The organism is Lichenicola sp. GTC18331 (assembly GCF_055386855.1).
The window spans coordinates 785,896-800,149 of record NZ_AP045015.1 but is presented as its reverse complement, the minus strand read 5'-3'; the positions used below and the strand labels follow the sequence as shown (position 1 = coordinate 800,149).

At 67.9% G+C, this 14,254-nt stretch carries 11 protein-coding genes; 5 read left to right on the top strand and 6 right to left on the bottom strand.

What is annotated here, in order from left to right:
* The first annotated feature begins 2 nt into the window (after positions 1–2).
* On the top strand, positions 3–1,763 hold the full coding sequence (locus tag ACZ5BM_RS03740; protein WP_498910025.1) for an adenine deaminase: 1,761 nt from the start codon (positions 3–5) through the stop codon (positions 1,761–1,763).
* Between the two features lie 42 nt (positions 1,764–1,805).
* Here the strand turns inward: ACZ5BM_RS03740 and ACZ5BM_RS03735 are convergent, their stop codons facing one another.
* The 4 genes from ACZ5BM_RS03735 to ACZ5BM_RS03720 all read right to left on the bottom strand — a co-directional run bounded on the left by ACZ5BM_RS03735 (position 1,806) and on the right by ACZ5BM_RS03720 (position 6,959).
* Complete coding sequence (locus ACZ5BM_RS03735) at positions 1,806–2,255, bottom strand: pseudoazurin (protein WP_498910024.1); 450 nt, start codon at positions 2,253–2,255, stop codon at positions 1,806–1,808.
* A 57-nt stretch (positions 2,256–2,312) separates the two neighbouring features.
* Positions 2,313–4,607, bottom strand: a complete 2,295-nt coding sequence (gene katG, locus ACZ5BM_RS03730) for a catalase/peroxidase (RefSeq protein WP_498910022.1) — start codon at positions 4,605–4,607, stop codon at positions 2,313–2,315.
* 439 nt (positions 4,608–5,046) lie between these two features.
* The gene (locus ACZ5BM_RS03725) at positions 5,047–5,859 is read right to left on the bottom strand and encodes a transglutaminase-like domain-containing protein (RefSeq protein WP_498910021.1); all 813 of its coding nucleotides are present in this window, start codon (positions 5,857–5,859) and stop codon (positions 5,047–5,049) included.
* Positions 5,860–5,918: 59 nt separating this feature from the next.
* Positions 5,919–6,959, bottom strand: a complete 1,041-nt coding sequence (locus ACZ5BM_RS03720) for a transglutaminase family protein (RefSeq protein ID WP_498910020.1) — start codon at positions 6,957–6,959, stop codon at positions 5,919–5,921.
* 152 nt (positions 6,960–7,111) lie between these two features.
* On the opposite strand from ACZ5BM_RS03720, the gene ACZ5BM_RS03715 reads away from it, so the two are divergent.
* Genes ACZ5BM_RS03715 through dnaQ form a run of 4 tightly spaced genes read left to right on the top strand, consistent with a single transcriptional unit; the run spans position 7,112 to position 10,037 of the window.
* Positions 7,112–7,894: an N-formylglutamate amidohydrolase gene (locus ACZ5BM_RS03715; RefSeq protein WP_498911471.1), complete on the top strand. Its 783-nt coding sequence runs from the start codon at positions 7,112–7,114 to the stop codon at positions 7,892–7,894.
* A 1-nt stretch (position 7,895) separates the two neighbouring features.
* Positions 7,896–8,750 carry a shikimate dehydrogenase family protein gene (locus ACZ5BM_RS03710; protein WP_498910018.1) on the top strand — a complete coding sequence of 285 codons (855 nt, stop codon included), beginning with the start codon at positions 7,896–7,898 and terminating at the stop codon, positions 8,748–8,750.
* Between the two features lie 13 nt (positions 8,751–8,763).
* A complete protein-coding gene (coaE, locus tag ACZ5BM_RS03705; RefSeq protein ID WP_498910017.1) occupies positions 8,764–9,366 on the top strand; it encodes a dephospho-CoA kinase in 603 nt (200 codons plus the stop codon).
* Complete coding sequence (gene dnaQ, locus ACZ5BM_RS03700; protein ID WP_498910016.1) at positions 9,363–10,037, top strand: DNA polymerase III subunit epsilon; 675 nt, start codon at positions 9,363–9,365, stop codon at positions 10,035–10,037. Before coaE ends, dnaQ begins: the two co-directional genes overlap by 4 nt.
* A 57-nt stretch (positions 10,038–10,094) precedes the next feature.
* Here dnaQ and ACZ5BM_RS03695 read toward each other — a convergent pair whose 3' ends face one another.
* Positions 10,095–11,996: a S53 family peptidase gene (locus ACZ5BM_RS03695; RefSeq protein WP_498910015.1), complete on the bottom strand. Its 1,902-nt coding sequence runs from the start codon at positions 11,994–11,996 to the stop codon at positions 10,095–10,097.
* A gap of 414 nt (positions 11,997–12,410) precedes the next feature.
* Positions 12,411–14,249 carry a S53 family peptidase gene (locus tag ACZ5BM_RS03690; protein ID WP_498910014.1) on the bottom strand — a complete coding sequence of 613 codons (1,839 nt, stop codon included), beginning with the start codon at positions 14,247–14,249 and terminating at the stop codon, positions 12,411–12,413.
* Positions 14,250–14,254 lie beyond the last annotated feature (5 nt).

Here is a 14,254-nt window from a genome sequence, read left to right as displayed (position 1 = left end):
CCATGTCCGCACACCAGCCGGATCTCGACGGGAAGGCGCTCCGCGACCGCGCCGTGCGCGCGGCCCGCGGCGAGGCGCCGTTCGACGTGCTGCTGCGCGGCGGCCGTGTCGCGGACGTCGCCACGGGCGAAGTGCGCGCGGCGGATGTGGGTCTGGTGGGACCGTTGATCGCCAGCGTGCATCCGTCCGGGTCGCGCGAGGATGCCGCGCGGATCGTCGAGCTCGAAGGCCGCATCGTCGCGCCGGGTTTGATCGACACCCATCTGCATATCGAGAGTTCGATGATCACGCCGCGCTCCTACGCGTCGGTGGTGGTGCCGCAGGGGACCACGACGATCTGCTGGGACCCGCACGAGGTCGGCAATGTCGGCGGGCTGGATGCGGTGCGCTGGGCGGTGACGGCATCGCGCGATCTGCCGCTGCGCATTCTGGTGCAGGCGCCGTCCTGCGTGCCCTCGGCGCCCGGTCTGGAGCGGGCCGGGGCGGTGTTCGGCCCGGACGCGATGCGGGAGATGCTGTCCTGGCCCGAGATCACCGGCGTGGCCGAGGTGATGGACATGCGCGGCGTGATCGAGCGCTCGCCGAACATGGTCGGCATCGTCCAGGCCGGGCTCGACAGCGGCAAGACCGTGTTCGGCCATGCGCGCGGCTTGCGCGACGCGGCGTTGCAGGCCTTCGTCGCGGCGGGCGTGGCGTCGGACCATGAGCTGACCGGGCGTGAGGACGTTCTGAGCAAGCTGCGCGCCGGTTTGACGCTGGAGATCAGGGCCTCGCATCCCGACATGGCGGCGGAAGCGGCGCGGGCCTTCGCCGCGCTGGGCCATGTGCCGCAGACCGTGACCTTGTGCACCGACGACATCTTCCCGGACGATCTGGTCGGCAAAGGCGGCATCATCCAGATCCTGCGCATGCTGGTGCAGCACGGGGTCGATCCGGTTGCCGCCCTGCGCTGCGGGACGCTGAACGCGGCGATGTGGCTCGGCCGTCGCGATCTGGGGCTGGTGGCGCCGGGTCGGCGCGCGGATCTGGTGGTGTTCGACGATCTGAGCTCGTTCCGGGCGCGTCGCGTGTTCGTGTCCGGCGTGGAGGCGGCGTCGGACGGGCGGCTGCTCGATGCCGCGCGCGCCGATGCGGGGCAGGCGCCCTCCGGCACCATGGCGATCGCGCCGGTTTCGCCGTCCGATTTCCTGATCCGCGCGGAGGGCGACCGGGCGACGCTGAACACCGTCCATACGCCGCGCATGACGCGCTGGGCGACGCGTGAGGCGGCGGTGGAGAACGGCGCGGTGGTGCTGCCGGAGGATTGCATCCTGATGGCGGTGTTCAACCGCTACGGCATCGCCGAACCGCCGGGTCTGGGAGTGATGGAGGGCTGGGGGCGCTGGAGCGGCGCGTTCGCCACCACCATCCTGCACGACAGCCACAATCTGGCGGTGTTCGGGCGCGATCCGGCGCTGATGGCCGCCGCGGCGAACGCGTTGATCGCGGCCGGGGGCGGCATGGCGGCGGTGCAGGCGGATGGCGCGTCGGAGACGCTGGCGCTGCCGGTCTGCGGTTTGTTGTCCGAGGACGAGCCGGGCCTGGTGGCGGAACGGTTCGCGGCGCTGCGCCGTGCGTCCGAAGCGGTGGCGGAGGGGCTGTCGGCGCCGCTGGTGAAGCTGGTGATCGGCGCCAGCCTCGCCTGCAATCCCGGCCCGCACGTGACCGATCTCGGCATCACGGACGGGATGACCGGGCGGATCGAGAAGCCGGTCCTGGCGTGACGGCCGCGGCCCGACGACCGCCGTCGTCGGGTCGGAAGGTGGTCAGTGCCGGGTGGCCGGCGTCGCGTCGAGCGTGTCGAACAGCGCCTTGAAGGCGCTTGCGGCCATGCCGGGCTGGGGGACCGTCTTCAGCGCGGCTTCGTTGTGGCGATCGCCGACCATCACCAGGCCGACCATGCCGATGGCGTAATGCGGCGCGCATTTGAAGCCGTACAGGCCGGGCTTGGTGAAGGTGACGGTGAGATCCTGGCTCATGTCGCTCGCGAAGGGCGTGGCGCCGGCGGGGATCATGGTCGGGATCGCGTCGACGCTGTGGCCCTTGTCGACGGCGACGAAATGGATGCTGTCGCCGGGGGCGATGCGGATCAGGTCCGGCGCGAAGCCGGGACCGCCCTCCGGGCTGTTGTCGAGCATCTTCACCTCGACGGTCCTGGCGAGTGCGGCGGCCGGCGCCAGCAGCAGGGCGGCGCACAGGATGATGGCGGTCTTCATGGGGAAACTCCTCCGGACGTCCCCGGCCGATGAAGCCGGGGACGCCGTCGTGTCGGATCAGCGCTGCAGGTCGAAGCGGTCCAGGTTCATGACCTTGGTCCAGGTCTTCACGAAATCCGCGTAGAATTTCGGAGCGGAATCGCTGGAGGCGTAGGCTTCGGCGGTGGCCCGCAATTCGGCGTTGGCGCCGAACACGAGATCGACGGCGGTGGCGGTCCAGTGCGGCTTGCCAGTCTTGCGGTCGTAACCCTGGTAGAGCCCGTCCTGGTTCGGCACCTTCTCCCAGCGCGTATCCATGCTGAGCACGTTGACGAGCATGTCGTTGCTGAGCACGCCGGGCCGGTCGGTCAGCACGCCGTTTTCCGAATGGCCGGAATTGACGTCGAGCGACCGCATGCCGCCGAGCAGCACGGTCATTTCGGGGATGGTGAGGTCCAGCGTGCTCGCGCGATCCACCAGCGCGTCGGTGGGCGATTTCTCGTCCGGAACGGCGCGGTAGTAGTTGCGGAAGGCGTCGGCGGTCGGCTCGAGGGCATCGAACGATTTGACGTCGGTCTCGGCCTGGGTCGCGTCCACGCGGCCGGGTGCGAACGGAACGTGGATCGTCACGCCGGCCTTGTGCGCCGCCTGTTCGAGCCCGACATTGCCGGCGAGCACGATCAGATCGGCCAGCGAGACCTTGCGGTTGCCGTGCTGTCCGGCGTTGAAGCGGTCGCGGATGGCTGTGAGTTCGGCCAGAACGGGCTTCAGTTCCGCCGGATCGTTGACCGCCCAATGGTCCTGCGGGTCGAGCGCGATGCGGGCGCCGTTGACGCCGCCGCGATGGTCCGTGGTGCGGTGGGACGCCGCCGCTGCCCAGGCGGTCTTGATCATGTCGCGATCGGTGAGGCCGGATTTGGCGATCGCGGCCTTGAGCGTGGCGATATCGGCCTGATCGATCGTGCCGTACTGCGCCACCGGCAACGGGTCCTGCCACAGGAAGCTCTGCTTCGGCACTTCGGCGCCGAAATAGCGCGAGGTCGGTCCCATGTCGCGTACCACCAGCTTGAACCAGGCGCGGGAGAAGGCGTCGGCGAATTCGTCCGGATGCTTGACCCAGCGCTCGATGATGGCGCGATAGGCCGGATCGGTCTTCAGCGCGATGTCGGTGGTGAACATCATCAGCGGATGCAGCTTGGCGCGGTTGGTCGGCTCGGACGCATCCGGCACGACATTGGCGGCGTCCTTCGGGATCCATTGCGTGGCGCCGGCCGGGCTCTTGGTCTGCACCCAGTCATGTCCGAGCAGATTGTCGAGATACTGGGTGGTGAAATGGATCGGGTCGGACGACCACGCGCCTTCCAGGCCGCTGGTGACGGCATCGGTCGCCTTCGGCTTGTCGCCCGCGCAGCTGTTCTTCCAGCCGAGGCCCTGCTGCTCCACCGGGGCCGCTTCCGGCACCGCGCCGACGCATTTGGCCGGCGCCGCGCCATGCGCCTTGCCGAAGGTGTGGCCGCCGGCGATCAGCGCCACGGTTTCCTCGTCGTCCATGGCCATGCGGCCGAAGGCGAGGCGGATCATCTTGGCCGATTCGGCCGGGTCCGGCACGCCGCCAGGGCCTTCCGGATTGACGTAGATCAGGCCCTTGTTGGTGGCTGCCAGCGGCTTTTCGAGATGTACGCCGCCGTTGGGGTCGGTCTTGCCCTGGAATTGCGGACCGCTGGTGCTGTCGATCTTGCCCTGGATCGCGCTCTTGGCCGGGAAGAAGGTGGTGCCGGGTCCCCAGTAGACGTTCTCGGACTGCCAGTCGTCGGGACGGCCGCCGACGAAGCCGAGCGTCTTGAAGCCCATGGAATTGAGCGCGACGTCGCCGGTGAGGATGATGAGGTCGCCCCAGGAGAGCTTCTCGCCGTATTTCTGCTTGATCGGCCAGAGCAGGCGGCGCGCCTTGTCCAGGCTCGCATTGTCCGGCCAGCTGTTCAGCTCGGCGAAGCGCTGCTGTGCGCCTTCCTCGCCGCCGCGTCCGTCGAGCATGCGGTAGGTGCCGGCATTGTGCCAGGCGAGACGGATGAAGAACGGGCCGTAATTGCCGTAATCGGCCGGCCACCAATCCTGTGACGTGGTCAGCGTCTTCAGGATGTCGGCGCGGACCGCCTTGAGGTCCAGCATCAGGAACTTGCGGTGATACTCCGCGGCATAACCGGCGCCGTAGGGGTCCGATTCGGCGTCATGGGCGCGCAGGGGATCGAGATTGAGCCGTGTCGGCCAATAGAACTGGTCGGTCTGCTCGATGCCGTCCGCCAGGGCGGGGGGCATCGCCGCGCCCATCATCGTTCCGGCGAGAAGGAGGGCGGCCAGTGCTCGTTTCTGCATGGTCGATCGCTTTGCTGATCATGCGGCGAACGAAGGATCGTTCTGCCGTCTTCGGATTTCGGAAATGCCCGCGGAACGACACCCGCGGCGTCGGGCCGCGTGTCGTTCGGATGTTCGGTGGGGCGTGTCTGGAGGGGATGGGCGATCGGATACGCGGCGCCGTTCAGCGCGAACGCGTCGAGGACCGGATCGCCATCGCGGGGTGGGCTACGGGACGATGTCCGGCAGCGTGTCGCCCGTGCGGGCGACCGGGGAACGGCTCACGGAGGCCGAAACCGGCGCGTGGGTCGGATTGGTCATGAAACAAGAAATCCCAATTGTTCTGTCCAACGATCGGGACTTACGCGACCCGGGCGGATCGCAAAAATCGTTCTTTCCTGGGTGTGCGATAGGGAGAACCGATCGGCCGTCGCGCTTGGCGCGCGGCGGCCGGGCTGGTTCAGCCGCCGGTCTGTTCGTAGGTGGTGACTTCGAAGCCGGCCAGCCAGGCGCTGCCGAAGGCGGTGGAGATCGCCACGTCGGTCGCGTCGCGACCGCGCGCCATCAGGATGCGCCCGATGCGCGGCTTGTTGTGGCGCGCATCGAAGGTGTACCAGCGGCCGCCGAGATAGACGTCGAACCACGCGGAGAAATCCATCGGATCGTCCACCGGCGGCACGCCGATATCGCCGAGATAGCCCGTGCAGTAGCGCGCCGGAATGTTCATGCAGCGGCACAGCGTCACGGCGAGATGAGCATAATCACGGCAGACGCCGCGGCGCTCGGAGAACGCCTCGTAGGCGGTGCGTGTTGAACGGGCGAATTCGTATCCGAAGGTGATGCGGTCATGCACATAGCTGACGATCGCCTGCACGCGCTGCCAGCCGGTCGGAACATGTCCGAACAGCGACCAGGCGGTATCCGACAGGCGGTCGGTCTCGCAGTATCGGCTGCCCAGCAGGTAGACCAGTACCTCGTCCGGCAAATCCTCGACCGCGAGCTGTTGCGCGTCCGGCGCGTATTCGTCGTGCAGCCCGCTATCGGCGATAGTGAACTCGTTGGTGATGCGCAACAGCCCACCCGGTGCGACCACGCGCGTGCAGACGTTGCCGAACCCGTCGCGGTAGTGATGCGCAGGCACGGGCGGATCGAAACTCATCTGCTGCGGCGTCTGAAGATCCGGCTCGCGCTCGGGATGGATGCTCAGCATCAGCAGCAGAGGGGTCGGGTTCGGCGCGTTGAAGGCGATGTCGTAGCCGGCGCGGATCAGCATTCGGTTCCACTTTCGTAACAGGCTATCCGCAGAATACGGGCTGGCCGGGGCGCGTCCGGTCAGACCGCATCCGCGGTTGAACGATCCGCGTCGCTGCGGGTTGCAACATCCGCGCCGGTTCGATCGCGTTTCGTGAGCGCGACCGTTCCGGCGCGCTCCGCGATGGCGGCGGGCGGAACCGGTTTCGCCGCCGCTGCCGCCCGCGCGGGCTCCTCTCGAGCCTCGTCGCGACGCTGGGAGACGGCCACCGACACGCTCATGCCGAGGCTGTCGGCCGGAAATCCGGTCCATGTGCCGGACAGGGGCACGGCCTGGTGCCAGTCGCGCACGGACGCCACGCGGATCAGGTCGCGCGTGCCGATGATCGCGTTGGTGGGATCGAACTCGGTCCAGCCGAGGCCGGGCAGGAACACCTCCACCCAGGCATGGGTCGATCCGCCGCCGATATGAGCGGTGCCGTCCGCGCCCGGCGAATACACGTATCCGCTGACGAAGCGCGCCGCGAGGCCGAGCGCGCGCACGGCTTCCATCATCAGCACCGCGTAGTCGCGGCAGGTGCCGTTGCGCAATGCGAGCGTGCGCGCGGGTTCCTGCACGCCTTCCTCGTAGCGCGGCGAATAGGTGAAGGAGCGGCGGATTTCCCGCGTCATGTCGGTTAGCAGGTCGAGCGTGCTGCCGTTGGCGTGTTTATGCAGGAAGCCGCGCGCCCAGGCATCCACCACGTGGTCGCGGTCGCTGTAGTGCCGCTCTCGCATGCGTCCGAGATCGGCGGCGTCGTCCTGGCTGTAGGTGAAGGGCCAGATGCGCGCATAGGGCGCCAGCTGGTCGTGCTTCGGCTCGACCGGCGTGTGGTCGATCACCAGCCGGTTGACGAAGCTGAGTTCGCGCGCGCGCCCGGCGAAGCGGGCGGTCGAGACGATGTTGCCGAACGGGTCCGATACCGAACGCAGCTCGACCGGCTTCGGCGTGATGGCGAGCGACCAGTCCAGCACGCGCTGGTCCACGGAATCACGCGGACGGAACATCATGCGATGCTCGCCGAAGCCGACCACGCGGCGATAGCTGTATGTGGTGACGTGTTCGACGATCAGAACCGGCATCGGACGGTTCCTTCCCTGGTTCCCGGACGGGAAGAATGGCGCGCGGAGGTGAACAAATCCTTCATCAAGGAGCAGCGTCCCGTTTTTCCGGGCTGGACGCAACAAAACGCTGGGAACATAGCTGTCCGGTGACCGAAAAAAACACCGACCTCATGCCCGAACCGTTTCCGCTGCTGTTTCCGGCCGATCCCGAGCCCGTCGAATGGCTCAGGCGGGACGGCAAATCGCCCTGGCTTCTGGTGGTGGATCATGCCGGGCGCGCCGTGCCGGAAACGCTTGGCCGGCTGGGCCTGCCCGACTCGGAATTCGAGCGTCACATCGCCTGGGATATCGGCGTGCGCGGCGTATCGGAGGGCCTCGCGGCGGCGCTGGACGCGACGGCGATCGCGCAGCGTTATTCCCGTCTGGTGATCGACTGCAACCGCACGCCCGGCCATCCGACATCCATCGCGCCTGTGAGCGATCAAACGGCGATCGAGCGCAACCGGATCGCCACCGAGGCGGAGCGCGCGGCGCGGCGCGACCTGATCTTCGCGCCCTATCAGGACGCGATCGCCGCGGAGATCGCGCGTCGTGCGGCGGCCGGGCAGGACACGGTGCTGGTGGCGGTGCACAGCTTCACCCCGCGCATGAACGGGTTCGACCGGCCCTGGCATTTCGGCGTGCTGTTCAACCATGAGCGCCGCCTGGGCGAGGCGCTTCTGCGCCAGGCCGAGGCGGAAGGCGATCTGGTGGTGGGCGAGAACGAGCCCTACGCGCTGTCGGACGTGGACGACTACACCGTTCCGGTGCAGGGCGAGCGTCGCGGTCTGCTCTGCGTCGAGCTGGAAATCCGTCAGGATCTGATCGCCGACGCGGCCGGACAGCGGGAATGGGCCCGGCGCCTGTCGCGTCTGCTGCCCGCCGCCCTCGACGCGGCGCGAACCGGGGGCTGAGATGCGTCTCACCGGTCGCACCCGTCTGGCCGGGCTGATCGGCTGGCCCGTCGCCGCCTCGCGTTCGCCTTTGATCCATAACGAATGGATCAGGCGGGCCGGGATCGACGGCGCCTATGTGCCGTTGCCCGTCGCGCCGGGGCATCTGCGCACCGCTGTCGACGGGTTGCGCGCCGCCGGGTTCGCCGGGGTCAACGTGACGGTGCCGCACAAGGAGGACGCGTTCCGGCTGTGCGACACGCTGACCGATGCTGCGCGCGCCTGCGGGTCGGTCAACACGCTCGTTTTCACCGAGGACGGCCTCGTTCATGGTGACAGTAGCGACGGGGAAGGGTTCCTGTGCAGCTTGCAGGCGGCCGGCATGCGGCCCGGGGCAGGTCCGGCTCTGCTGCTCGGCGCGGGCGGGGCGGCGCGCGCGATCGCGGCCTCGCTTCTGGCGGAAGGCGCGCCGGTTTCCGTCGCCAACCGCAGTCGCGACCGCGCGGAGGCGCTCAGCGCCGATCTGCGCGCGGCCGGTGCTGGTTCGGTCGCGGTGCTGGACTGGGAGTCGCGTGCGGCGGCTCTGCCGGACCACGCCTTGCTGGTGAACACCACCAGCATGGGCATGGCGGGCGACCCGGAAACGGCCTGTCCGCTGGACCACGCCCCCGTGGCGATGGCGGTGGCCGATATCGTCTACGTGCCGCGCGAAACGCCTCTGCTGGCGGATGCGCGGGCGCGCGGCCTGCGCACGGTGGAGGGGCTCGGCATGCTGCTGCACCAGGCCGGGGTCGGTTTCAGGGCCTGGTTCGGCGTCGTGCCCGAGGTGGATGCGGCGCTGGAGCGGCTGGTGCGCGAGGATCTGGCCGCGCGATGATGGGGACGCGCCGGTGAGGGTCATCGGGCTGACCGGCGGCATCGGCATGGGCAAGTCCACGGTGGCGGCCGCACTCCGGCGCGCGGGCATGCCGGTGTTCGATGCCGATCGCGAGGTGCATCGCCTGCAGGCGGTGGGCGGTGCCGCGGTGGGGCCGATCGCGGAGCTGGTGCCCGACGCGGTGCGCGACGGGCGCATCCATCGCGCGGCGCTGCGTCGTGCGGTGATCGGTCGTCCGGAGATGATGCGGGCGCTGGAGCGCATCATCCATCCGCTGGTGCGTGCGGCGGAAGCGCGGTTCCTGCAACGCGCGCGCGCGGCCGGACATGCCTGGGCGGTGCTCGACATTCCCCTGCTGCTCGAGAACGATGGCGACCGCCGCTGCGACCATGTGATCGTCGTGTCGGCGCCGGCTTCGCTGCAGCGCGCGCGCATCGCGCGGCGTCGCGGCATGAGCGCCGAACAGGCCGACCGCATCATCGCCGCCCAGATGCCGGACCGCGAAAAGCGCCGGCGCGCCGACACGGTGATCCGGACCGGACTTTCGCGCTATCATTCGCTCCGGCAGCTGCGCCGTCTTCTGGCGCGTCTGCGACGGGAGGGGACCGGATCATGAAGCGCGCCGTGCTGTTCGATACCGAGACGACAGGATTCGATCCGGCCACAGGCGACCGCGTGATCGAGATCGCGGCGCTGGAGCTGATCGGCGACCTGCCCACCGGGCGGCACTACCATGTGCTGATCGACCCGGAGCGCGACGTGCCGGAGGAAGCCTCGAAGGTGCACGGCTACACGCGTGCCGATCTGGAGGGGAAACCGAAATTCGAGGCCGTGGCTGCGGAGTTCCTCAATTTCATCGGCGACGATCCGTTGATCGCGCATAATGCGCCATTCGATTTCCGCTTCATCGACGCGGAGCTGAAGCGTCTGCAACGGCCGGCTTTGGCGCCGGAGCGGATGATCGACACGCTGGAGATCGCGCGCGCGCGGTTTCCCGGCCTGCCCAACAGTCTCGACGCGTTGTGCCGCCGTTTCGCGATCGATCTGAGCGAGCGGACCACCCATAACGCGCTGCTCGATTGTCGTCTGCTGGCCGAAGTCTATGTCGAGCTGACTGGCGGACGGCAGCGCGGGCTCGAACTGGCGATGGAGGAGGGCGGCGGGGCGGCCGTCTATACCCTGTCCGGAACGCGCCAGCCGCGTTTCGTGCAGCCGACCGACGACGAGTTGGCGGCGCATGCGGCGTTCGTCGCGAAACTGAAGGATCCGGTCTGGGCCGTGGCCTGAGAAAGGCGGGGCCTTCAGAAAAACGGGTCCGGGGCGAACCCCGGACCCGGACGGGTTTCAGTGCCCGTAGAGCGACTTCAGCGTCAGCAGCGCATTGGCGAGCTTGGTGGCGTTCAGCACGCCAATACCGGCCGCGTTATCATAGCCGGTCTTGGCCTTGTAGCCCCAGTTGTCGCCGGCCGCGATGTCGTCGGTGGCGACACTGCCCAGGCCGTAGGCGATGTTGTTCATCAGGCCGACGCGTCCGCCCGTGCCCTGCACCGCGAGCGCGGTGATGCCGTTCAGCTGCGGGGCGACGAAGCTGGTGCCGCCTTCGAACGTCGTGACGCTGCCTTCCTCGATGAACTGGTAGCCGCTTTCCGGATCGGCGTTGGTCGAGATGTCCGGCAGGTTGCGGCCTGCGAAGTTCGCCGGCAGTTCCACGAGAGTCTGCGCACCGGTGCCGGTATCCTCCGTAAAGGTCTGACCCGGCTTGGATTTGGTGATGCCGGAGATACCGACCTGATAATAGGGCTTCTTGAAGTAGGTGCTCACGCCGCCGCCGTCGCCGGTCGAGAACAGGTCGGACAAGGCGATCGGATGACCCTGGGCGGCGGTCTGCTGGTAGATCCAGTTCCAGCTCCAGGCCTGTTCCTGCTTCACCGAGATGACCGCGCCGCTGCGCAGGTTCAGCGTCACGGGAACGGTGGTGCCGCCGGCGCCGGTCACGGCCGGATCGTTGGCGGGCGAGTCGACCGAATACGGCGCGTTGCAGACCGGATTCTTGGCAGACGGCGTGCCGGAGTTCGGGCAGCCGCGCACGGTGTCATAGGCGCCGGAATCGCCGGTGGCGACATAGACCGACTGGCCCTGGATGCCCATCTCGAGGAACACGTCGTGGAACGCGTCCATCACGAAGGTGGAGGAGGCGATGCCCTGCGAGGGTTCGGCGTAGTAGTCGAGTTCCGGCTGGCCCCAGCTGATGGAGACCGTGTCGGCGATGTTCTCGGAGGCAACGGCCTCGGCGCCGTCGATGAAGTTCGCGTTGGTCTGGTTCGGCGAGATGTAGACGCGCAGCTTCGCGTCCGGTGCGAGACCGCCGGATTCCTCCACGTCGATATCCGTCTCGCCTTCGCCCAGCTTGTCGCTCGGCGCGATCGCGGTGCCGCCATCGACGTTCACCTTGGTGATGCGATCCTGGTCGACGTTCAGCCCGATCGCCTTCCAGAACTGGTAGGCGTCGGAGGTGTTGAAATTCGCCAGGGTGATGATGCCGATGGTGGTGCCGCGGCCCTTGAAGCCGTTGGCGTAGATCGGATTGACGTTGTACCGGTCTGCGAAATCCTGCGGCAGATAGTGGCCCGGCGTGCCGCCGGTGAGCGTGGCGTTCGCCGCGATCTTGGTGGTGGTGGCCTGTCCGGTGATGGCGGAGGTCGCCTTCATCGGATGCGGCAGATGCAGCGTGTTCAGGCCGCCGATGCCGCGTACGAGGTCACGGATGGAGGCGGGAACGGTCGGGGTTCCGGTCGGCACCATGCCGGTGCGGCCGTTCACCGTCATGCGCTTGAGCTTCACGCCCAGCGCCGCCTGGGCGGTGCCGGCCGAGGACGTCACCTGGATGGCGAGGTGGTTCGGGAACACGCTGTCGATGGTGTAGCCGAGCTGGGTCAGCGCGCTTTCCACCTTGGCGATATCGGCATCGGTCGGGGCGAAGCGCTTCACGAACTCTTCGCGGGACAGGAATTTGTGGAATTGCGGGCCGGGCGTCTGCACTGCGCGGGCATAGGCTTCGGCGCCGGCCTCGTTGCGCAGAGACAGATAGACCGTCTGCGCCAGCGGATTGCCGATGTTGACGTCGTCGGCCTGGATCGCTCCGGGGGAAACGGCGGCGGCATGGGCGGCGACCGGCGCGGCGAGCGCCATGGCGAGGGCCGTTGTGGCGGACAGCAGACGGCGTCTTGTTCTGGAAGCAGCGATCACCTGAGGCATCCGTTTCTGGGGCGCCAAGCGCCCGGCTGAGACATCATGTCGGGAACGGATGGCAGCCATGTTATGACGAAGTGTCAACCCGGCGTCTCAAATTATATCTAAATTATGACGACTCTGACACGATATTTGTCAAAGAATGTCTCGATTCAGATACAGATGCTGCATCTGCGGGCGTGTTTTCGCTCTGACTGGAGTGGAATCGCGGTGGACGCACGCTTCGTGGGCATGATCGGAGGGCCCGGTGCCGGGCCATCGCCGACGCTGAGGACGGGGTTGCCTCCGGTCATGCGGCCCCGCAGCGACGCTCCCCGTTGGGGAGACGAAAAGGTGGATCGCCGCCCGTCATGGCGAAGGAGAGGTGGAACCGGGTCCGGGACGCTTGGGCGCTCCGGACCCGGGTCTGCGTCAGTGCCCGTAGAGCGACTTCAGCGTCAGCAGCGCATTGGCGAGCTTGGTGGCGTTGAGCACGCCGAGACCGGCTGCGTTGTCGTAGCCGGTCTTGCCGGTATAGCCCCAGTTGTCGCCGCCGGTGATGTCGTCGGTGGCGGCATTGCCCAGCCCGTAGGCGATGTTGTTCATCAGGCCGACGCGTCCGCCTGTGCCCTGCACGGCGAGTGCGGTGACGCCGTTCAGCAGCGGCGCCACGAAGCTGGTGCCGCCCCAGTAGGTGAGGACGTTGCCTTCCTCGATATACTGGTAGCCGCTGTCCGGATCGGCGTTGGCCGAGATGTCCGGCATGTTGCGGCCTGCGAAGTTGGCCGGCAGCGTGAGGAGTTCGACGGGGCCGTTGCCCACGTCCTGGGTCAGGTACTGGTCGGTCTTGGTCCTGGTCATGCCGGCGACACCGACCTGATAATAGGGCTTCTTGAAATAGGCGCTGACGCCTCCGCCTCCGCCCTCGGCGAACAGTCGCGACAAGGCGATCGGGTGACCGAGCTCCGCGGCCTGGGTGTAGATCCAGTTCCAGCTCCAGGCCTGCTCCTGCTTCACCGAGATGACTCCGCCGGCGCGCAGCGTCTCGCTGACGGGGGTGGTTGTGCCGCCCGCTGCCGTCACCGCGGGATCGTTGGCCGGCATGTCCACGGAATAGGGCGCGTTGCAGACCGGCTTCTTGACGGACGGCGTGCCGGAATTCGGGCAGCCGCGCACGGTGTCGTAGGAGCCGGAATCGCCGCTCGCCACATAGACCGACTGCCCCTGGATGCCCATTTCCAGGAAGGCGTCATGGAAGGCGTCGAGCAGGTAGGTGTCCGCCGCGATGTTCTGTGACGGCTCGGCGAAGAAGTTCAGCTCCGGCTGACCCCAGCTGATGGAGACCGTGTCGGCGATGTTTTCCGAGGCGGCCGCCTCGACGCCGTCGATGAAGTTGGCCGCGTTGTTGTTCTGGGAGACGTAGACGCGCAGCCTGGCGTCCGGCGCGATGCCGCCCGATTCCTGCACGTCGAGATCGGATTCGCCTTCGCCGAGCTGGTCGCTCGGCGCGATATCGGTGCCGCCATCGACGCTCACGGTGGTGATGCGGTTCTGGTCGACGTTGAGTCCGATCGCCTTCCAGAACTGGTAGGCATCGGCGGGGTAGAAATTCGCCAGGGTGACGATGCCGATGGTGGTGCCGCGGCCCTTGAAGCCGTTGGCGTAGATCGGATCGACATTGTAGCGGGTGGCGAAATCCTGCGGCAGATAGAAGCCCGGCGTGCCGCCGGTGAGGGTCGTGCCGGCGGCGAAAGGCGTGCTGGCGGATCGGCCGGCGACGGTCGAATGTGTCCGCATCGGGTGGGAGCGATGCAACGTGTTCAGGCCGCCGATGCCGCGCACCAGGCTGCGGATGGAGGCGGGAACGGTCGGGGTGCCGGTCGGCACCATGCCGGTGCGGCCGTCCAGCGTCATGCGCTTGAGCTTCACGCCCAGCGCCGCTTCGGCCGTGCCGGCCGAGGATGTCACCTGGATCGCCAGATGGTTCGGAAACACGGTGCCGATCGTGTAACCGAGCTGGGTCAGCGCGCTTTCCACCTTGGCGATATCGGCATCGGTCGGGGCGAAGCGCTTCACGAATGCGTCGCGGGACAGGAAGTGGTGGAACTGGGGTCCGGGGGTCTGGACGGCGCGGGCGTAGGCCTCCGCGCCGCTTTCGTTACGGAGCGCGAGATAAACCGTCTGCGCGATGGGACTGCCGATCTCGACATCGCCGACCGCGACCGCGCCGGGCGCCGAGGCGTGCGCCGCGACCGGGATTGCGAGGGCCATGGCGA